14 protein-coding genes are annotated in these 19220 nt (G+C 69.7%); 7 read left to right on the top strand and 7 right to left on the bottom strand.

The genetic code is table 11. The features are described from left to right. The first annotated feature begins 76 nt into the window (after positions 1 to 76). Together KIP79_RS13795 and KIP79_RS13790 are read left to right on the top strand one after the other, a co-directional pair. Positions 77 to 1483 carry an aldehyde dehydrogenase family protein gene (locus KIP79_RS13795; protein WP_214105169.1) on the top strand — a complete coding sequence of 469 codons (1407 nt, stop codon included), beginning with the start codon at positions 77 to 79 and terminating at the stop codon, positions 1481 to 1483. Beyond that, the gene (locus KIP79_RS13790; protein ID WP_308169714.1) at positions 1432 to 2490 is read left to right on the top strand and encodes a hydroxyacid dehydrogenase; all 1059 of its coding nucleotides are present in this window, start codon (positions 1432 to 1434) and stop codon (positions 2488 to 2490) included. Before KIP79_RS13795 ends, KIP79_RS13790 begins: the two co-directional genes overlap by 52 nt. A gap of 205 nt (positions 2491 to 2695) precedes the next feature. Here the strand turns inward: KIP79_RS13790 and KIP79_RS48310 are convergent, their stop codons facing one another. Genes KIP79_RS48310 through KIP79_RS13775 form a run of 3 tightly spaced genes read right to left on the bottom strand, consistent with a single transcriptional unit; the run spans position 2696 to position 5742 of the window. Continuing rightward, on the bottom strand, positions 2696 to 3541 hold the full coding sequence (locus KIP79_RS48310) for a carbohydrate ABC transporter permease (protein ID WP_214105168.1): 846 nt from the start codon (positions 3539 to 3541) through the stop codon (positions 2696 to 2698). Continuing rightward, positions 3538 to 4503, bottom strand: a complete 966-nt coding sequence (locus KIP79_RS13780; RefSeq protein WP_214105167.1) for a carbohydrate ABC transporter permease — start codon at positions 4501 to 4503, stop codon at positions 3538 to 3540. Before KIP79_RS13780 ends, KIP79_RS48310 begins: the two co-directional genes overlap by 4 nt. Positions 4504 to 4524: 21 nt before the next feature. Beyond that, on the bottom strand, positions 4525 to 5742 hold the full coding sequence (locus tag KIP79_RS13775; protein ID WP_214105166.1) for an ABC transporter substrate-binding protein: 1218 nt from the start codon (positions 5740 to 5742) through the stop codon (positions 4525 to 4527). A 200-nt stretch (positions 5743 to 5942) separates the two neighbouring features. Here KIP79_RS13775 and KIP79_RS13770 point away from each other — a divergent pair, with 200 nt between their 5' ends. Together KIP79_RS13770 and KIP79_RS13765 are read left to right on the top strand one after the other, a co-directional pair. Beyond that, positions 5943 to 7130, top strand: coding sequence for an ROK family protein (locus KIP79_RS13770; RefSeq protein WP_214105165.1), 1188 nt, complete (start codon positions 5943 to 5945; stop codon positions 7128 to 7130). A gap of 89 nt (positions 7131 to 7219) precedes the next feature. Further along, positions 7220 to 8023, top strand: a complete 804-nt coding sequence (locus tag KIP79_RS13765; RefSeq protein ID WP_214105164.1) for an SAM-dependent methyltransferase — start codon at positions 7220 to 7222, stop codon at positions 8021 to 8023. A gap of 10 nt (positions 8024 to 8033) precedes the next feature. Here the strand turns inward: KIP79_RS13765 and KIP79_RS13760 are convergent, their stop codons facing one another. Beyond that, entirely contained in the window at positions 8034 to 9242 is a 1209-nt protein-coding gene (locus tag KIP79_RS13760; RefSeq protein WP_214105163.1) for an acetyl-CoA C-acyltransferase, read from the bottom strand. A 61-nt stretch (positions 9243 to 9303) separates the two neighbouring features. Between KIP79_RS13760 and KIP79_RS13755 the strand changes: the two genes are divergently transcribed. The 3 genes from KIP79_RS13755 (at position 9304) to KIP79_RS48965 (ending at position 12049) form a co-directional block, all read left to right on the top strand. Beyond that, positions 9304 to 10521, top strand: a complete 1218-nt coding sequence (locus KIP79_RS13755; protein ID WP_214105162.1) for an acetyl-CoA acetyltransferase — start codon at positions 9304 to 9306, stop codon at positions 10519 to 10521. Then, the gene (locus KIP79_RS13750) at positions 10518 to 11495 is read left to right on the top strand and encodes a winged helix-turn-helix transcriptional regulator (protein WP_308169713.1); all 978 of its coding nucleotides are present in this window, start codon (positions 10518 to 10520) and stop codon (positions 11493 to 11495) included. The genes KIP79_RS13755 and KIP79_RS13750 overlap by 4 nt, the downstream gene beginning before the upstream one ends. Before the next feature lie 92 nt (positions 11496 to 11587). Continuing rightward, complete coding sequence (locus tag KIP79_RS48965; RefSeq protein WP_214105161.1) at positions 11588 to 12049, top strand: hypothetical protein; 462 nt, start codon at positions 11588 to 11590, stop codon at positions 12047 to 12049. Here the strand turns inward: KIP79_RS48965 and KIP79_RS13740 are convergent, their stop codons facing one another. From KIP79_RS13740 to KIP79_RS13730, 3 genes are read right to left on the bottom strand one after another with little or no spacing between them, the layout of a single operon-like run. Continuing rightward, positions 12050 to 13804 (bottom strand): hypothetical protein, encoded by a 1755-nt coding sequence (locus KIP79_RS13740; RefSeq protein WP_214105160.1) that lies wholly within the window; start codon positions 13802 to 13804, stop codon positions 12050 to 12052. It abuts the gene before it with no gap. Then, positions 13797 to 18017: a DUF6603 domain-containing protein gene (locus KIP79_RS13735; protein ID WP_214105159.1), complete on the bottom strand. Its 4221-nt coding sequence runs from the start codon at positions 18015 to 18017 to the stop codon at positions 13797 to 13799. The genes KIP79_RS13740 and KIP79_RS13735 overlap by 8 nt, the downstream gene beginning before the upstream one ends. Next, positions 18014 to 19216, bottom strand: coding sequence for a ComEC/Rec2 family competence protein (locus tag KIP79_RS13730; RefSeq protein ID WP_214105158.1), 1203 nt, complete (start codon positions 19214 to 19216; stop codon positions 18014 to 18016). The genes KIP79_RS13735 and KIP79_RS13730 overlap by 4 nt, the downstream gene beginning before the upstream one ends. Positions 19217 to 19220: the final 4 nt, after the last annotated feature.

The following is a 19220-nucleotide window of genomic DNA, read 5'->3' as shown; positions in this document are numbered from 1 at the left end:
TGGGAGAGCCTTCCGGACAAGTCGGCCGTGGTCAAGACCTTATTTTAGGAATAGGAGTAAGCTTAGAATCTTCGCCATGAGCGCTTCAGGCAGCCTGTACGTCAACGGTGAGTTCACCCCCGCCGCCTCCGGCCACACCGCACCCGTCCACGAGAAGGCGACCGGCGACCCGATCGGAGCGTACGCGCTGGGCGGCCCCGCCGACGTCGACCGCGCCGTGGCGGCGGCCCGTGCCGCGCAGCCGGGATGGGCCGCGCTGGGCGCGCCGGAACGGGCCGCCTGCCTGGAACGCTTCGCCGAGGACCTGCGCTCCCGGTACGAGGAGCTGGTCGAACTCAGCATGCGGGAGACCGGCGGCGTGCGCGCCAAGGCCGAGGACGAGGTCACCGCGGGGCTGCGGCAGCTGGCCATCTCGGCCGTGCAGGCGGTGCAGAGCGCGGGCGACATCCTCCAGCCGTACAAGGCGGGCAAGTTATCGCTCTCCCGGGCGGTGCCGCTGGGTGTGATCGGGGTGATCACGCCCTGGAACTACCCGTTCAACCTGGCGTTGCGGGCGGTCGCGCCGGGGCTGGCGTTCGGGAACACCATCGTTCTCAAACCGGCCGAACTCACCCCGATCCTGGGTGGGCAGGTGTTCGCCGAGGCCGCGCACGCGGCCGGGTTCCCGCCGGGGGTGTTCAACCTGGTCACCGGTGACGGTCCCGAGGCCGGGCACGCGCTCGCCGAGCATCGGGGGCTGGACCTGCTCGACTTCACCGGGTCCCGGGAGGTCGGGCTGGCCATCGCCGCCTCCGCCGCCGCCGATCTGCGGCAGATACGGCTGGAGCTGGGGGGTTCCAATGCCTTCGTGGTGTTGGAGGACGCCGACATCGAGTTGGCCGCGTCCTGCGCCATGGTGGCTTCGTTGGAGTTCCAGGGGCAGACCTGTATCAGCGCCAGCCGGCACATCGTCCTTCGGGAGGTCGCCGATCGGTACGTCGAGGCGGTGACCCGGCGGGTCGAGCGGCTCCGGGTGGGGGACCCGGTTCGCGAGCAGGTCGAACTCGGGCCGCTGATCAGCGAGGCGCAGCGGGATCGGGTGCATCGGGGAATCGTTCAGCCCTCCCTCGCGAAAGGGGCTTCGTTGGTCGCCGGTGGTACATACGAGGGGCTGTTCTACCGGCCGACTGTGCTCACGGGCGTCACGCCCGATATGCCTGCCTTCAGCGAGGAGATCTTCGGGCCGGTGTTGCCGATCACTGTCGTGGATTCGGAGGAAGAGGCGATCGGCCTGGTCAATGGGTACCCGATGCTGATGAACTCGGTCTTCACCGCCGATCTGATGCGGGGGATGGCGGTCGCCGAGCGGCTTCAGGCCGGGGAGGTGCACGTCAACGACGCGCACGCGCGGCACGGTGCCGAGAACCAGATGCCCGGGTTCACCCGTCGGCAGTGGATCGGCGTGCAGCGGACTCCGCTCGAACCGCCCGCCTGGACGCGGTGATGGCCCGGCCCAGGGTCGAACTCGCGATGTATCCGGATCTGCCCGGGCGGCTCTTCAGCCGGGAGTCGATCGAATGGATCCGGAGATATGCCGACATCGATCCCCGCGCGCCGCTGACCGAGTTCACCTCCCGGCAGGCCCGGTCCCGGCTCCAGAAGACCACCATCCTGCTCACCGGCTGGGGCAGTCCGGAAATCGACGCCCAGACCATTCGGTACGCCCCTGACCTCAAAGCGGTCGTCCATGCGGCCGGCACGATAAAGTCCCACGTCAGCCGGTACGTCTTCGAACGCGGTATCCCCGTCAGCTCCGCCGCCGAAGCCAACGCCGTCCCCGTCGCCGAATACGCCCTGGCCATGATTCTGCTGGCCAACAAGGCCGTCCCCGCTCTGGCCCGCGAATACCAAGCCAAACGCGCCGACCTCGCGCTGATTCGCCGCGGCGGCACCTTCGGCAATCACGGCAGAACGGTCGGCCTGGTAGGCGCCTCCCGGATCGGCAGGCGGGTCCTCGGGCTGCTCCGCCCGTTCGACCTCACCGTTCTGCTCTCTGATCCATACGTGCCGGCTTCGCGCATCCGGGAACTGGGGGCGACCCCGGCCGACCTGGCGGAGGTCTTCGCCCGTAGCGACGTCGTCTCCCTGCACGCCCCCGCGACCGAACAGACCCGAGGCATGGTCACCGCCGAACTACTGTCCTCGCTGCGCGACGGAGCCACATTGATCAACACGGCCCGGGGTTCCTTGGTGGACGAACAGGCACTCCTGGCGGAACTCCTCACCGGCCGCCTGTCAGCCGTACTGGACGTAACCGATCCCGAGATACCAGCCCCTGATTCACCGCTCTGGGATCTCCCCAACGTTGTACTGACACCTCACGTCGCCGGCGCACTGGGCGGGGAAGTGGCCAGACTGGGTGCCTCGGCCGCCGAAGAGGTCATCCGAGTCCTCACCGGAAAACCCCTCGCCCATCCGGTCGACCCGGCCACCCTCGCCATAACGGCCTAAGCGTCTACGGGGCGGCTTCGCCGTCGTTTGGCGTGGTTCTCCCACCCACCCACCCTTTGACCCTCCGGGTCCGGGCCCGGCTCCCACCGGGAGGGTCGGCCACCGCCCCGACGCGCGAGAGATTGGTTGCGAAAGGGCGTTGGCATGGGACCGGGGTACCGGTGGCTATGGCCCCGATACCCCGGTAAGTGCGGAAATTTCGATTTCAGGTCTTGAGGCCGGTGAAGGCGATGCCCTGCATGATGCGGCGCTGGAAGATCAGCAGGATGATGATGACCGGGATCACTGAGAGGGCGGCGCCCGCCATGATGTAGTAGGCGCGGCCCGACTCCGTGCTGGCCAGTTGTTGCAAGGCCAGGGGCAGGGTGTTCAGTTCGGGGTCGTTGGTCACCACCAGCGGCCAGACCAGGTCGTTCCAGTGGAAGATGAAGCTGGTGATGGTCACCACGGCCAGGACGGGCTTGGACAGCGGGAGGACGATCCGCCAGAAGATCTGCATGCGCCCGGCGCCGTCGATCCGGGCCGCCTCCTCCAACTCGCCCGGCAGCGACATAAAGAACTGCCGCAGCAGGAAGATGTCCAGCACGGAGGCGACGTTGGGCAGGATCAGCCCCCAGCCGGTGTCGTACATCCCGAGCACCTGCGTGATGTGCACCCGAGGCACCAGCAGCGTGATGGTCGGCACCATCATCCCGGTGAGGAACAGCACGAACAGCTTGTCCCGCCCGGGGAAGGGAATCCGCGCGAACGCGTACGCCGCCAGCGCGTCGATCAGCAGCTTGGCGGGCACCAGGATCGCGCACACCCAGACGCTGTTGAGGAACGCCGTCCCCAGCCCGCCGATCCCGAGCACGTGCTCGTAGTTCTCCAGCGTCGCCGCCCACTCGCCGGTCTGCTTGTCCACCGGCAACAGGTTCGGCACCTTCGTGTAGATGTCCGAACTGTGCTTGAACGAGGTCGCCAGCATCCAGATGAACGGCACCACCGACACCAGCGCCAGCAGCACCAGCGCCACGTAGATGGGGGCCTTTCGCACCTGTTTGGCGGTCACGACGCCTCCTGTTTGAGGAACTTGAACTGGAGCGCGGTGACAATCATGATCAGCACCAGCAGCAGGAACGACATCGCGCAGGCCGCGCCCATCGCGTCGTACCGGAACGCGTACAGGTAGATGTGCAGCACGTAGGCGAGTCCGGACTGCTCGGGCCCGCCGGTGACGCTGCGCCCGCCGCCGCCCGAGAAGATCACATAGACCAGACCGAACACCTGGAGCGCCGCGATGGTCCCGGTCACGATCAGGTAGAACGTGGTCGGCCGGAGCATCGGCACGATGACCTTCCAGAACCGCTGCACGGGGCCGGCGCCGTCGATGATGGCCGCCTCCCGGATCGACTCGGGGATGCCCTTCAACCCGGCCAGATAAATGATCATGGAGATGCCGCACTGCCAGGCCGCGATGAACGCCAGCGCGGGGATGACCAACTCGGGGGTGTTCAGCCAGTTCTGCTTGGGGATGCCGAACAGGCCGAGGATCGCGTTGATCAGGCCGTACTGCGGGTCGTAGAGCCAGCGCCAGATGGCGCCGACCGCCGCCTCGGCGGTGACCACGGGCAGGAACAGCAGCAGCCGGAACAGGTTCGAGCCGCGCCGGATGGCGTTCAGCAGCAGCGCCTGGGCCAGCGCGGAGATCAGGGTGAGCGGTACCGCGATCAGCGTGTACTGGAGCGTGACCTGCACGGACTTCCAGAAGTGCGGGAACTGGACGTCGTTGAAGAGCAGTTCGGTGTAGTTGGCCAAGCCCACCCAGTTGGCGGGCGCCCGCAGGTTCCAGTCGGTGAAGCTGTAGTAGAGCGCGGCGACAGCCGGGTAGAGCAGGAAGACCACGAAGTAGATCAGCGCGGGCGTGATCAGCAGCCACCCGATCAGATGGTCCGAGCGCCCGACGCCCGGGCGGCGGCGCCGCCCGGGCCGGGGCGTCACGGCGGGCCTGTCGGCCAGCACCGGAGATGCCACGATTGCCTCACTTCCGCCGAGTTAGCTGTTCCAGCCGAGCAGGGCGCGGGTCTTGTCCGCCGCCTCGGTGAGGGCCTGCTGGGAGGTCATCTTGCCGCTCAGCGCCGCCTCGATGGCCGGGGCGATGTACTCGTCGTTGATCTTGATCCAGTCGGGCAGCGCCGGTCGGGCGTGCGCCACCTTGAGCTGCTCCAGGAAACCCTGCTGCTGCTCGCCGAAGCTCGCCGCGTCCCGCTCGGCCGCGGCCTTGTTGATGGGGAAGCCGCCGAGCGCCTGCGCCAGCTGGGTGTTGTTGTCGGAGTTGGTGAGGAACTTCAGCCACTTCCAGGCCAGGTCGGCGTTCTTGCCCTTGGCGAAGACCACCGCGTTCTCGCCGCCGATGTTCCCGGCCGGCTGAGTCTTGTACGGCAGCGGCGCGACGTTGAAGTCGAGCTCGGGGAACTGGTCCTTGATGGTGGCCACGTCCCACGGGCCGGAGATCATCATGCCGGCCAGGCCGTTGGCGAAGGCCATGTCGGAGTCGGTGATCTCACGCGGCGAGGAGGGCAGCAGGTCCACCCAGAGCTGGAGGGCCTCCACCGCCGGAGCCTGGTCGAACAGGATCTTCTTGTTCTGCTCGTCCACCATCTCGCCGCCGGCGCCGTGCACCACGCCGGGGAACATCCAGGCCCCGTAGCCGTCGCCCTTGGGCACCACGATGCCGGCGATCTTCGGGTCGGCCTTGTGGATGGAATCGCTGATCTGCTTGAGCTCGTCCCAGGTCTTGGGCGGCGTGGGGACCAGCTTCTTGTTGTAGAAGAGCGCGACGGCGGTGTGGTCGACGGGCAGGCCGTACAGCTTGCCGTCGACGCGGTTGGTGTTGAGGGCCCCTTCGAAGTAGTCGGCCTCGTTCACGGTGCCGGCCGGCATCTCCACGATGGTCTTGTCCAGCGCGTACCGGGCGACCAACGGCTGGTCGAGGATGCCGACGTCGGGGACGGTCCCGGCGGCGACCGCGCTGCCGAGCTTGGTGTTGTAGTCGTCTTTCGGGATCTTGACGATCTTGACGGTAACCCCGGGGTTGGCCTTCTCGAAGTCGGTGCGGATCTTCTCGACGACCTCGGCCGCCTGCGGAGTCCGGTCCTGGAACATCCAGTAGGTCAGGGTCGTGGACCCTGCGGCCTCCTCGGAGCCGCCGCAAGCGGTGAGTCCGGCGAGCAGCGCCGCGACCGCGGCGGCCCCTGTGACTCTCCTGATCATTTCCATCTCCTTCATCGGGGGTGGCACAGACGATAATGTAAGATGCAAAAAAAGATGAGTCCCTTGCCGGAAACGCTTTGGTAACGCACCGGCGGCAAGCCTGGTCGGTCACCTCCGCGGTGGTTGCGCCCGAGGTGAGAGCGTCGCAACTATAGGTTCACAAGTTGAACTAACGTCTCGACACGTTGGGGAGGCGGGCCATGGCGAGGCCTGAGCGCAAGACGGTCCGGGACGTCCGGAAGGGGAACCGCGGCATGCTGCTGCGGACGCTCTACTTCGACGGACCGGCCAGCCGTCACGAGCTCACCGGGCTCACCGGCCTCAGTGCCGCCACGATCAGCACGATGACCGGCGACCTGCTGGCCGACAACATCATCGTCGAGGCCGGCCAGGTGGACTCCGACGGCGGCCGGCCCCGGGTGCTGCTCCGGGTCAACCCCGGGTACGGCCACGTGATCGGCGTGGACGTGGCCGAGACGCACGTCCGGGTGGAGCTGTTCGACCTGGAGATGAACGAGAAGGCCCGGGTGGACTACAGCCTGCGGCCCTCGCACCACGAGATCGAACTGGTCGCCCGGCGCATCCTGGCCGGCATCGACGTGGTGCTCGCCGACGGGCGGGTGCCCGCCGAGCAGGTGCTCGGGGTGGGCATCGGCGTGCCGGGCATCGTGGAGCGCGGCCCCGACACGCTGATCCACGCCAAGACCTTCGGCTGGGACGGCGTGCCACTCGGCGCCATGATGCGGGCGGGCACCTCGCTGCCGGTCTTCATCGACAACGGGGCCAAGACCATGGGCCAGGCCGAGCTCTGGTTCGGCGCCGGGCGCGGGGCCGAGCACGCGGTGATCGTGCTGATCGGCTCCGGCGTGGGGGCGACCGTGGTGGCCGGCGGGGTGGTGATGCGCGGGGCCAGCAACAGCGCGGGGGAGTGGGGGCACACCAAGATCGCCCTGGACGGGCGGCAGTGCCGGTGCGGCGGGCGGGGGTGCCTGGAGGCGTACATCGGGGCCGAGGGCATCCTGGAGCGGGCCGGGGTGCCGACCGGGACCACCGACTGGCAGGCCGCGCTGGGCCGGGTGCTGGAGTCGCGGTCACCGGTGATCGAGGAGACGGTGGCCTACCTGGGCATGGGGCTGGCCAACCTGATCAACCTGCTCAATCCCGAGCGCATCCTGATCGGCGGCTGGGCGGGGTTGATGATCGGGCGGGATCTCCTGCCGGGCATCCGGGAGGCGGCCTGCGCCCACTCGCTGGCGCAGCCGTACAACGCGACCTCGATCGTGCTGGGGGAGCTGGGCCCTGACGCGGTCGCGCTCGGGGCGGCCACGCTGGTGCTGGAGGAGTTCCTGAACACCAGCGCCCCGCTCCGGCTTCACGCGGCTAGTTGAATTAAGTACCAAAAGCAAAGGCATCTGGTTGCCCCTCGTCCCTTCCGGGCGGAGTATGTGCTTAAAGCGCAGATTGAGGAGGGCAGGACATGGGTGAGGATCCCCCGACCGCGGCAGAGCGGCGATTGGACACTTCGGTGCCCCATCCCGCCCGGGTCTGGGACTACTGGCTGGGCGGAACGGACAACTTCCCGGCCGACCGGGAGGTCGGCGAGGCCATCATCGAGGTGATGCCGGATCTGCCCACGATCGCCAGGGCGGAGCGGCAGTTCATCGGGCGCGCGGTGCGCTACCTCGCCGGGGAGTGCGGGGTCGACCAGTTCCTGGACATCGGCACAGGCATCCCGACCGCCGAGAACGTCCACCAGGTGGCCCAGTCCGTCAACCCCAAAGCCAGGATCGTGTACGTGGACAGGGACCCGATCGTGCTGGTCCACGCCCGCATGCTGCTCAAGGGCACCCCCGAGGGCACCACCGACTACGTCGACGCCGACCTCCGATCCCCCGACGTCATCCTCCAGGCGGCCTCCGAGACCCTCAACTTCTACCGCCCCGTCGCCCTGATGATCCTCGGCGTACTGGAGTTCATCCCCGACGACACTCTGGCCCGCGACGCCGTCCGCGCCCTGGTCGACGGCCTCGCCCCCGGCAGCTACCTGGCCATCGCCTCCAGCGTCACCAGCCCCAGCATGGACGAGGCCGCGGCCCTCTGGAACAGCGCCGGCGCCACCCCGATCCACCTGCGTTCCGTCCCCGAGGTGACCGCCTTCTTCGACGGCCTGGAACTGCTGCCGCCGGGCGTCGTCTCCCTCCCCAAGTGGCACCCCGGCCCCGACACCCTGTACGCCGACCGCGAGGTCTACCAGTACGGCGGCATCGCGCGTAAGCCCTGAACGCCTGCGATCAGGCGTCCACGCGCTCGATCAGCACCGCGCTGCCGAGACCGGCCGCCCCGCTGACCGCGGCCACGCCGTACCGGCCGCCGAGGCGGTCCAGGGCGTCGGCGCAGCCGCCGACCATGATGGCGCCGGTGGCGCCGAAGGCGTGGCCCATGGCGATGGTGCCGCCGCCCGGGTTGAGCCGGTCGGGGCCCGGGCCGAGGTCGCGGCGCAGCCGCAGGCAGAGCGCGGCGAACGCCTCGGCGAACTCGTAGACGTCGATGTCGGCGGGGGTGCGCCCCGCTCTGGCGAGGACCTTCTCGATCGCCTCCTGACCGGCGGTGAGCATGATCACCGGGTCCACGGCGGCGGTGGCGGCGCCGACGATCCTGGCCCTGGGACGCAGGCCGAGCTGTTCGGCCCGCTCGCGGGTGCCGAGCAGGAGCAGGGCGGCCCCGTCGGCGAGGGCGGGCGAGCTGCCCACGGTGTGGAGGTGACCGATCGGGCCGACCTCGGGGTGGGCGGCGGCCACCAGGTCGTCCTGCCCGGCGGCGCCGAGTTCGGCGAAGGCGGGGACGAGCGCGGCCAGGCCCTCGGCGGTGGTGCCGGGCCGGATCAGCTCGTCCCGGTCGAAAAGCGAGCCGTCGGCGCGGCGCACGGGCACCACGGACCGGGCGTAGTCGCCGCGATCCCAGGCCGCGGCCGCCTTGGTGTGGGTCTCCACCGCGTACGCGTCAAGCTCCTGGCGCGTCCACCCGTCGATGGTGGCGTTCAGGTCGGCGGCTATCCCCATGTGAACGGACCCGATCCGCTTGACCGTCTCCGGGTCGCTCCAGAGCGGCCCCCGGTCGCTGAACATGGGCACCCGGGAGACGCTTTCCACACCTCCGGCCACGGCCAGATCCAGCTCGCCGGAGGTGATCCGGGCCGCGGCCTGGGCGACCGCGTCGATGCCGGAGGCGCAGAACCGGTTGACCGTGACGCCCGGGACCCCGTTCCCCCAGCCGGCCAGCAGGGTCGCGGTGCGGGCCAGGTTGGCGCCCTGTTCGTCCACCTGGGAGGCGCAGCCGATCACGACGTCGCCCACGGCGGCCGGGTCGAGGCCGGTGCGGTCCACGATCGCGCGCTGGAGGTCGGCCACCAGGTCGACGGGACCGCGGTGGTGCAGGGAACCGCGGGCGGAGCCCTTGGCGCGAGGGGTGCGTACGTACTCCAGCAGGTACACCTCGGACACGTGATCAACCTCTCGGCCGCCGCTGTATTACTCTTTTAAATGTAGCAACAGGGAGGTGGCCATGCCGGAGACCGTCTGGGTTCTGGGCGGGTACCAGACCGACTTCGCCCGTAACTGGAGCCGCGCGGGACAGGGCTTCGCCGAGCTGACCGAAGAGGTCACTACCGGCACGCTCGCCGACGCCCGGGTGGCGGCCGCCGACATCGGGGTGATCCACGTCGGCAACGCCTTCGGCCAGCTGTTCACCCGCCAGGGCCAGCTGGGCGGCATGCCCGCCACCGTGCTCCCCGAGTTCTGGGAGGTCCCGGCCGCCCGGCACGAGGCCGCCTGCGCCTCCGGCGGGGTCGCCCTGCTTGCCGCCATGGCCGACATCCAGTCAGGGAGGTACGAGACCGCCCTGGTCCTCGGCCTGGAGTTGGAGCGCACGGTCTCCGGTGACGAGGCGGCCCGGCACATGGGCGCCGCCGCCTGGACCGGCCACGAGGGGCAGGACGCCCGGTTCATGTGGCCATATATGTTCAGTGCGCTGGCCGACGAGTACGACCGGCGGTACGGGCTCGACGAGGCGCACCTGCGGGCCGTCGCCGAGCTGAACTTCCGCAACGCCAGGGCCAACCCGAACGCGCAGACGCGGGCCTGGACCTTCACCGATCGCAGCTTCGCCGCCGACGACGAGGCCAACCCGATCGTGGAGGGGCGGCTGCGCCGTACCGACTGCAGCCAGATCACCGACGGCGGGGCCGGGGTGGTGCTGGCCGGGGAACGCTTCCTGGCCCGCCGCCCGGACCTGGCGGGTGCGGCCCGGGTGCTCGGCTGGGGTCACCGCACGGTCGGCCTGCCGCTGGACCGGAAGCTGGCCCGCAGCGCCGGGCAGCCCTACGTGCTGCCCCACGTGCGCAACACCGTGCTGGACGCCTTCGCCCGCGCCGGGATCGCCGACGTGGACGGGCTGGACGGCATCGAGACCCACGACTGTTTCACCATGTCGGAGTACGCGGCGATCGACCATTTCGGCATCACCGGACCCGGCGAGAGCTGGAAGGCCGTGGAGAACGGCGACCTGGAGCGCGGCGGGCGCATCCCCGTCAACCCGAGCGGCGGGCTGATCGGCGGCGGGCATCCGGTCGGCGCCACCGGCGTGCGCATGGTGCTGGACGCCGCCCGCCAGGTGACCGGCCGGGCGGGGGACTACCAGGTCGGGGGCGCCCGCCGGTTCGGCACGCTGAACATCGGCGGCAGCACCACGACCACCGTGAGCTTCGTCATCGGGGTGGAGTGAACACCCGGGTCCGGCCCCGCGTGCCCGAGCACCCGACCCCGCTCCCGCCGGGCGGACCCAACGCGGTCGGCGTCACCCTCGGCCTGATCGGCGACGAGTGGAACCTGCTCATCCTCCGGTACGCGATGCTCGGCGTGCGCCGCTACGGCGAGTGGCGGGCGGCGCTGCCCATCTCCCACGCGGTGCTCACCCGCCGCCTGACCGCCCTCACCGACCTGGCGGTCTTCGAGAAGGCCGAGTACGGCACGCACACCGGCCGCCTGGAGTACCGGCTGACCCGGCGCGGGCGGGAGCTCTGGCCGGTGCTGCTCACCATCTGGGCCTGGGAGCTGGACTGGGTGCCCGAGCACGTGGAGTCGCTCCCGGTCATGGTGCACCAGCCGTGCGGGCAGCGGTTCCGGCCGGTGCTCGGCTGCGCGGCCTGCGGCGAGCCGGTGCGGTCCAGGGACCTGGCCGGGGGATTCGGCCCGAGCGGCAGCTGGGCACGGTCGGTCCCGGTCGCCACCACCCGGCGGCGCAGCGGCGTCACGCTCGGGGGCGCGGGACTGTTCCCGCAGACCATGACCCTGATCGGGAACCGCTGGTCGGCGGCGATCCTGGGCGCGGCCTTCCAGGGCCTGCACCGGTTCCGGGACTTCGAGCAGCGGCTCGGCGCGCCGCCCGCCATCGTGGCCGAGCGACTCCGGGCCTTCTGCGAGCTGGGCGTCTTCACCCAGACCCCCGGCGAGGAACGGGCGGCCTGGCCGAGTTACCGCCTCACCGAGAAGGGCCGCGCGTTCTTCCCCGTCGTGATCACGGCGATCGACTGGGGGCAGCGCTGGTTCCGCGCCCCCGAAGGTCCTGCCCTGGTCTACACGCACCGGGCCTGCGGGCGGAACTATCACACCAGGCTCAGCTGCGACGCCTGTCACCTGCCCCTCCGGGGTCACGAGATCGCGCAGGAACCGCTTGAAGAGCGGGCCGGAAACGGGTGAGGATCGGCCCTGAGGCGGCCATGAAAGTGAACACTTACGCGGCCTACCTTCGCGGTGTCCGTTCGGAAACGACATCTGCGAAGGAGCCTTTCATGCGTACCCGCATCGCCCTGCTCGCCCTGGCCCTGGCCACCGCGTCCGGCACCGCCCTGTCCGCCACCCCCGCGAGCGCGGCAGTCTGCGCCACCCTGGGCCACGCCTACTTCATCTACCCGGCCGACGGCTTCAACTACATGTCCGGCTTCGAGAACGACAAGCGGTACGGCGTGCCCACGATCTTCGCCTTCCGCGGCAGCTTCTTCCAGGTCGGCGGGAACGGCATCAAGCCCGGCACGCCGATCACCTTCACCGCCGTGACCGGCATGTTCGGCGCGAACAGCGGCGCGGTCACCACGAACGCCGGCGGCAACTGCGTCGTCAACCAGGTCCCCAACGCGTTCGCCATCGGCAACGTCCCCAACGGCACCTACACCGTCCGCGCCACCTACCGGGCCGGCAACTCGGGCGCGTTCATCGTCAACGAGCCCGTGGTCCGGGTGGCGGTGGTCGGCTAGTCAGTCGCCGGCCTCAGGAAATAACGGGGTCAGGAAGGTGACCCGTTCCGCGCTCTCCATCATCCGCAGGGCGAAAGCTCCCGAGCCGATCTCGGGCAGGCCCTGTGCGATGGCCATCTGGGCGGCCAGGTCGGCGATCGGGATCTTGCGGAATGGGGCGAGTGTGCCGGTGAGGGGGTCGTCCCGGTCGCGGAGGGCCTTGGTGAAGGTCCCCTCACCACCTTCGGTTTCGGGAAGTTCCCCAGGTTCGGGGGGTCCCACGGCTTCGGGGAGTTCCACGGCGAAGTGCAGGGTCTCCGGCCGCTGGTGCAGGTCCAGGCGCTGGAGCTCCCCTTCAAACAGACAGAGCAGGATATTTCCGGAAATGATTTCGCGGCGGACCAACGGGAGCGGGCGGGTGCCGTCCTGGTCCGCGTACGCGTCGATGAGCAGGCCGGGATACCCGGTAATCACGTCGGAGCGGATCAGCGCGCCGCTCAGCGGCGGCGAGTCCACCGGGACCGGGGATTCGCGGTCCAGCAGGGCGTCGGCGGGGGTGAGCCGCCCGATGCTGTACGCGCCGTCCACCAGGCAGTGCACCCACCGCTGGTCCAGCCGGAGGAACCGGATCGTCTCCACCGGCAGCAGCCGCTCGTCGGGCACCAGGTAGCAGAACGGCACCCCGTGCAGCCGGGACAGCCCGGTCAGCCAGCTCACCACCGGCTCCGGCGGGGTCACGTCGATCTCCGCCACCGCCAGCGGATACCCCTCGGCGGGCTCCCGTTCCGCCCGCAGCCGCCGCTTGGCCCTGGCCCGCTTCCAGTCGAACAGCGCGGTGGCGAAGTCCGGCGCGGCCAGCGCGAGCAGCCGCCCGAGCTGCCAGGCCGCCGCGTACCCGGTCTCCAGCATGCCCACCCCGGGATGGAACCTGAGCAACCCGTCGGACGTACGGACGGGGGGCAGTTCCGGGCTCTCGCCCGCCGGGCCGGTCAGGAACGGACCCCGGTACCAGGAGACCGTGTCGCCGCCCTGCCGGAGCCGGTGCGGGAACGGGACGAATCCCTGGGCCAGGAACGCGTCCGCGCGGGGTTCCCCGGTGTCGGGAAGGCGGAAGGTCTGCCCGCCCCTGGCCAGGTCGCGGACCAGGTAGGAGAAGGTCTGGCCGGGGTCGAGACAGGCGAACCGCCAGCTGTGCAGGGTGACCAGGGTGATCAGGCCCTCGGGTTTGTCGTACGCGCCTTCCAGCGAGACCAGGTGCACCGTGCTGGTGGCGCCGGGCGCGGGCAACCGCTCGCAGATCAGCACCGCGTTCTCCTCCTCGCCCTGCCGTACGTGGGCGAGGTAGGGCAGGTCCGCCTGGTCGGGCAGCAGCGCGCGGGGCACGTCGATGACGGTCACCTGGTCGTCCGGGGACTCGTGGCCCTCCAGCGGCACGCCCAGCGCGCCCGCCGTGGTGGTCCGGGGCTCCGGCCGGTCCTCCGGGGTGAACAGGAGCAGCGCCAGCCAGGGGAGCTCCCCCCGCTCCCACGGCAGGGTGGCGCGGCTGAGCACCAGGTGCGGCAGCACGGCGGCGTGGTCGCCGAGGCTGCCGGGCGGGGGGAAGACCGCGCGGATGTCCTCGGGCGCCAGCCGGTGCCGGTCCGACCCGACCGTGAAGGTACGGGAGGCCGTGAACACCTCCGGATCCAGCTCGATCTCGGTGGTGGCCGAGATCGCGTAGTCCCCGGCCGGCAGGGCGGGTTGCCGGAAGTCCAGGAAGGAGATCTGGTCAGGCATATGCCACCTCTGGCAGTTCGAAGAATTCGTTCACGGTGAATCCGGCCAGGTCGACGGTGGTTCCCGGCAGGACCGCGTCGAGCAGGGCCGCCCTGGTCTCCGCCACGTCGGAGGCGGTCAGGCTGGTGGTGATCAGGTCGGCGGGGTCGCCGTCGGCGGGGATGAACGGGTCGGGTTCGGTCCACCAGATGGCTTCCTGCGGCGGCACCAGCGGGGTGGCCTGCAGGTCGGCCACGTCGATGGTGGCCGGTTGACCCGGTTCGATCGGTGGGAGTGGGGTGATCGTGTAGCCGGTGAGCAGGTCGCTGACCAGCTGGGGGTGGTTCAGGGACAGAGTCGCCGAGGTGCCCCAGAGGGCGAACGGGAGGTCCTTCCGTACCGGTTCGAAGGTGAACAGGTGCTCGGCGGGCTCGCCGTCGCGGGTGATCGTCACGCGGTGGGTGGCGGTCACCGAGGTGTCTCCGGTTGGGGCGACCCCGAACGCGGTGCCCTGTTGCTCGTTCGTGCCCGCCAGCGCCCGGGTGGACGGGATCACCGAGTCGGTGGTGAGCGTCAGCCGTCCCGGATCCACCAGGCCCAGGTCCTCGCCCTCGCCCGGCCGCAGCGCGCCCCCGCCCAGCACGACGGTGACCAGGTCGGACGGCAGCAGCGCGTTCCGCACCTCCGACCATGACACGGTCGGCTTCTGTTGTGCCCGTGCGCCGAAGGAGATGGTGAAGGACACCACGCTGAGGTCGATGTGCGCCCTGCCGCTGAACTCCGGTCCCCACAGTTGCACGTCCGCGCCGACGTGGGCGGTGATGGTGTGGGTGCCGAAGAAGTGGAAAGTGTAGGAGGCACCGACGCTGATGTGGAAGGAGGCGTCGTAGTGGTAGGGATGCCATCCGATGAGGAAGTCCATCGAGGCGTCGAACCACGCCTTGAGTGACCCGTCGTGCCAGGTCGCGTTGAGGGAGCCCCCCGCCATCAACGCCGACGGGGTCAGCGCGTAGTACGCGGTCCCCTTCAACGTCAGTGACCGGTCGACCTTCCAGTTGAAGGCCAGCCGGGGTACTTGCGGGTAGTGCGCCGGGACCGGGAAGCGGGGGTGGTAGCCGCCTGCGGTCAGTACGAAGTCGCCCGAATGCTGCTCTCCGAACCAGGACGCGAACGCGAAACCGCCGGTCAGCACACAGTCCCGGGAGAGCACGAACGATCCCGGCGTCAGCCGCGCGACCAGCGAGAAGTACCCGTCCTCCGGCACGAGGGTGGCCCGCAGCGCGATCTGCACCTGGGCGATCGGCGTCTTCCCCGAGGACTCCGCAGGTAGCGTCAGCGTCGACAGACCGACCAGCTGGAGCGCGAACCGGTGCCCGAAGACGGCGCTCAGCAGCAGGAACGAGTCGATCATCTCGTACGTGGTGAAGTGCACGCCGACGGCCAGGAAGTAGTCGCCTTCGGAGACCGTCAGGGCATCGGAGAGCCGGGCCACTTCCCCGGCCAGGTCGGTGCGCTCCATCCGCCCCGTGGCCTCGGCTACCAGCGGGAATCCAGCCACCTGCTCTACCGGGGGCAACTCGACCCTGCGGTTGTATCCGAAACCGGCGGCCAGTCCTCGTACATAGAAGAAGGAGGGCCCGCCCAGCGGGTAGTCCACGAACGCGTACACGAACAGCGACGGCCCGCTCGGCAGCTGCACGTACGAGCCCAGCGCCGCGATCGACAGGTCTGCCGTCTTGAGGGTGGCCAGCCCGTTGAAGGAGTCCCGCTCGACTCCGTCCACTTCCAGCGTTCCGTGCAGGAACGCCCCGGTGACCTCCAGCGGACCCCCGGTGTAGGAGATCCCCAGCCCCGCCAGATCGAAGGTCGGCGTGCTCAACGGGTCCGACAACGAGAGGCCCGCCGCCAGCCCGTTGAGCGACAGCGTCAGCCCGGCCACCGTCAGCGCCGCGTCCACCAGGACGAACAGCCGCCCCTCCCGGTAGGCCAGCCCGATCCGCGCGATGTGCACGGGCCCGAACCCCCGCTGCACCTTGTACCAGAGCACGTTCTCCGACGGCGCCGGAGAGGCAGGGGAGCCGGCCGGGGGAGGGGCGTCCACCGGCAGCCGAAGGCTCTCCTCCAACGGCCCGAGCAGCAGCTTCCCGTCAATGACGAAACCGCCCGCCGGGAGTTCGCCCGGCAGGGGAGGGACGGCCGACGGCAGCAGCCCGTTGACGGCCGCCGCGTCCAGGGCTCCCGACACCGAGATCATCCGCAGTGGCGCGAACCCCACGGGACCGGGCGGCAGCATCGGGCCGGCCAGCGGCAGCTTCGACAGGTCGATGGTCGCGGTCAGGTCGGCTCCGACCAGCCGCCGTCCCTCCTGCTCGGCGAAGTACGCGTCCCGCAGGTCCACGACCAGGCCGTCCGGCACGTACGCGCCGGCCTGCGGCGAGATCGCGGCCACCAGCTCCTTGACGGTGGGGAGCGTGCCGCCAGGGGTGTGGGCGTAGTAGCCCACCATGAGCGCGCCCCGGAAGCCCAGGCCGAAGGAGAGCTTCGCGTCGTCGCCGAGCGTCACCTCCAGGGCGGTGGTCAGCAGCCGGGCCACCGTGTCCATGCGGAGATCGAAGACCACCGGGCGGCCGTCCACGGGGAACGTGGCGCGCCCGGCCAGGCGGAGCCCTCCGTCGTCGCCGGTGGTGGCCTCCGCGCTGAGCTTGCTGAGGACCAGACCGGCCAGCGGCTCGGGCAGGGCGAAGCCGCCGTACCGGGTGGTGAGGTCGTCGAAGAGACGGCCGATCGGGATTCTGGCGTCCGTACGGGTCGCGCCTGACAGCCGCCAATGCGGGGTCGGGTCGGGGAAGTGGTCCACTTCGACGATGACGGGTACGCCGCCGATCACGAAGTGTCCCCGGCCTACGAAGGTGGTGCCCGAGTCATCTTGGTCCAGCTGGAAGTGGACGGTGCGCAGCTCGACGTGCTCGATGAGCGTCCAGTCGCCGTTCACCTCGACGACGCCGCTGAACCTGCGCGGCAGCGTGAGTTCCAGATGGAGCTGGGTGACCTCCATGACCGGCAGGTGGCGGGCGGAGTCGCCGGTGACGAACGTGTACAGCTCGTCCAGCCGGAGCACCGGAAGCTCCGCGTCCTCGTCCCAGTTCCCGCCGTTCGGGTCCGGCAGGCCGATCGCCAGCCTCGTCTCGTCGCCGAAGATGCCGAACGCCTCCAGCCGCCCCGCCTCGCCCAGGGTCACCTCGCCGTAGACCATGCCGGTCACTTCGGGTTCCTCGGACATGGGCCCGCTGACGGCGAAGGTCAGCTGGATGTCGCTGAAGGTGACCCCGCCGACCGTCCAGGTCTCGGCGGCGGCGAGGGTGAGGCTGATGTTCGGGACCCGCCCGCTGGAGTCCACCGTGAACGTCACATCGTTCAGCAGGACCGGCAGGCTGACCTGGGGCCCGAGGGCGGTCGGCAGGGACTCCAGGTTGGCGAGGGCGGCGACGGTGTCCACGCCGAGCGGCCCGAGGTCGCTGAAGTCGGCGCTGAACTGCACGGCCTCCCTGCCGCGCACCTCGGCGCTGATCAGCACCCGCCGCCCGCCCACCTGGATCGCGCCGGTGAACTCGACGTGGGAGAGGACCTCCCAGTCGAGGATGTCGTAGCTGAACTGGGGTTCGCCGTAGATCTCGTAGCGCAGCTCGGACATGGTGAACAGGCCCATGTTCAGGCTCGCGCCCGACGGGCCGTACAGGATGACGTCCGGCACGGTGGAGGTGTCCAGGTCGGTGTCGGGCAGGCCGGACACCATGCCGACGCTGCCGCGCAGCCGGTGTTCCGCCACCGGCACCAGCAGGTCGAAGAGGGGCGGGCGGTCCTGGTCGAGCACGCCCTCCACGCCCATGCGCTCCGCGCCGGAGGTCAGCGTGAGCGTGGCCGAGGTGAAGGTCAGCCGGGCCATCAGGCCTTCCCCGAGGTCGGGGAAGGCGGTGCCCATGGTCCAGTCGGCGGCGGCCCGCGCGGTCACCGTGGCGGTCAGGTCGTCGCCGTCCGGCTCGAAGACGGCGGTCACGGCCATGCCCGGGTACGGCAGGCCCGACCCCGTGCCGGTGACGGTGACCGTGCCGGCGGCCTCCGTGCGTACGGCCCCGGTCAGGGTGAGCCTGCCGGTGGGGAAGAAGGCGGGGTCGACCAGGCCGGTCACGTCGAGGTCGAGCAGGCCGCCGGTGACCCGGATGTCGTCAGGGGTCATGTCGCCTCATAGAAGTGGGCCAGGTCCTTGGTGTCCTCGGTGGCGTCCAGGTCGTACTTGATGTTCTTCGGCTTGTATCCGTCGTCGTCTTCGTAGTTGTAGGCGTTGACCGTGTTCGGCGTGTCGAGTTCTTCGACGTCCCTGTCCATCACCGCCACGTAGCGGTCGAGCGCCTCCCAGTGGGGGTGCCGCCAGTTGCTCGGCGAGGCCGCGGCGTCGGCGCTGACGACGGCGATCTGGGCCCTGACCATCTCCACGAACTCCTGGAGCGAGGAGGTGACCGTGCTGCCGTGGTGGCCTATCCGGATCGACGACGTATTGCCGAGCAGTTCCTCCTGGGTCGCCATGAGGAACCGCTCGGTGCCCGCCGTGCCGTCGCCCATCAGGAGCAGGTTCTCCTCGAACGCTTTCACGTGCAGGACGATGCTGGCGCGGTTGATGTCGGTGCCCTCGTCCTCTTCGTCGTACTTGTCCTCGACGCCCGCCGCGATGATGGTGATGTCGCAATTGTCCTCGGCCACGATGCGGATGCCCACGTCGGTGATGACGTTCACGTCGTAACCGTTCTCGGAGTCGGGCGGGCGGGTGTGGGAGAACTCCTTTTTGCTGTTGCTGGCCGGCTTGAGCGTGGTCGAGCCGTCGTCGCTCCGGTCGGGATCGTCGTTCATGACGACGTCCCGCACGATCCGGAAGTCGGGGATCGTCTTGTACAGGTGCCAGGCCGTGTGCTTGTAGTCCCCGATCGAGCCCGAGCAGTAGACGGCGTGGATGGTGGTGACCCCGGCCTGGATCAGCGCCTTTTTCAACGCGTTGTGGTGGTCCTTGTCGGGGTGGGTGAGCACGATCACGTCGATGACCCGGTCGTGCTTGAGGAACACCTTCTGGAGCAGCTTCTGCTTCAGCCGCTCGTAGAAGTCGCCGGTGGCGGGATGCTCGCTGGAACCGCAGTCCACCAGGATGACCCGGCCGTCGGGGGTGGTCATGAGCGTGCAGTCACCCTGGCCCACCGAGACGTAATGGATGTAGAACGTGCCGTCGCCCCGATTGCCGTCCGAGCGTTTGTGCTTGCCGAGCCACTCATCCCGCTTCTCGAGCACCTTCAGCAGTTCCTTGCCGAAGGCCTTCTGCTTCGCGATCTTGTTGCGGTGGGCCAGCTCGACGTCGTCCTGCTCCTTGGCCTTGCGCTTGGTCTGTGGCATGCGC

The sequence above is a fragment of the Acrocarpospora catenulata genome (assembly GCF_018476525.1).
Taxonomy (GTDB): domain Bacteria; phylum Actinomycetota; class Actinomycetes; order Streptosporangiales; family Streptosporangiaceae; genus Acrocarpospora; species Acrocarpospora catenulata.
Note: the sequence above shows the minus strand (reverse complement) of the source record. Positions and strands in the feature narration are given on the sequence as shown.

Bases quoted from the DNA above. Each gene is read 5' to 3' on its own strand.
- KIP79_RS13795 (WP_214105169.1), top strand. From the start codon at position 77: ATGAGCGCTTCAGGCAGCCTGTACGTCAACGGTGAGTTCACCCCCGCC.
- KIP79_RS13775 (WP_214105166.1), bottom strand. From the start codon at position 5,742: ATGATCAGGAGAGTCACAGGGGCCGCCGCGGTCGCGGCGCTGCTCGCC.
- KIP79_RS13770 (WP_214105165.1), top strand. From the start codon at position 5,943: ATGGCGAGGCCTGAGCGCAAGACGGTCCGGGACGTCCGGAAGGGGAAC.
- KIP79_RS13765 (WP_214105164.1), top strand. From the start codon at position 7,220: ATGGGTGAGGATCCCCCGACCGCGGCAGAGCGGCGATTGGACACTTCG.
- KIP79_RS13755 (WP_214105162.1), top strand. From the start codon at position 9,304: ATGCCGGAGACCGTCTGGGTTCTGGGCGGGTACCAGACCGACTTCGCC.
- KIP79_RS48965 (WP_214105161.1), top strand. From the start codon at position 11,588: ATGCGTACCCGCATCGCCCTGCTCGCCCTGGCCCTGGCCACCGCGTCC.
- KIP79_RS13740 (WP_214105160.1), bottom strand. From the start codon at position 13,804: ATGCCTGACCAGATCTCCTTCCTGGACTTCCGGCAACCCGCCCTGCCG.
- KIP79_RS13735 (WP_214105159.1), bottom strand. From the start codon at position 18,017: ATGACCCCTGACGACATCCGGGTCACCGGCGGCCTGCTCGACCTCGAC.
- KIP79_RS13730 (WP_214105158.1), bottom strand. From the start codon at position 19,216: ATGCCACAGACCAAGCGCAAGGCCAAGGAGCAGGACGACGTCGAGCTG.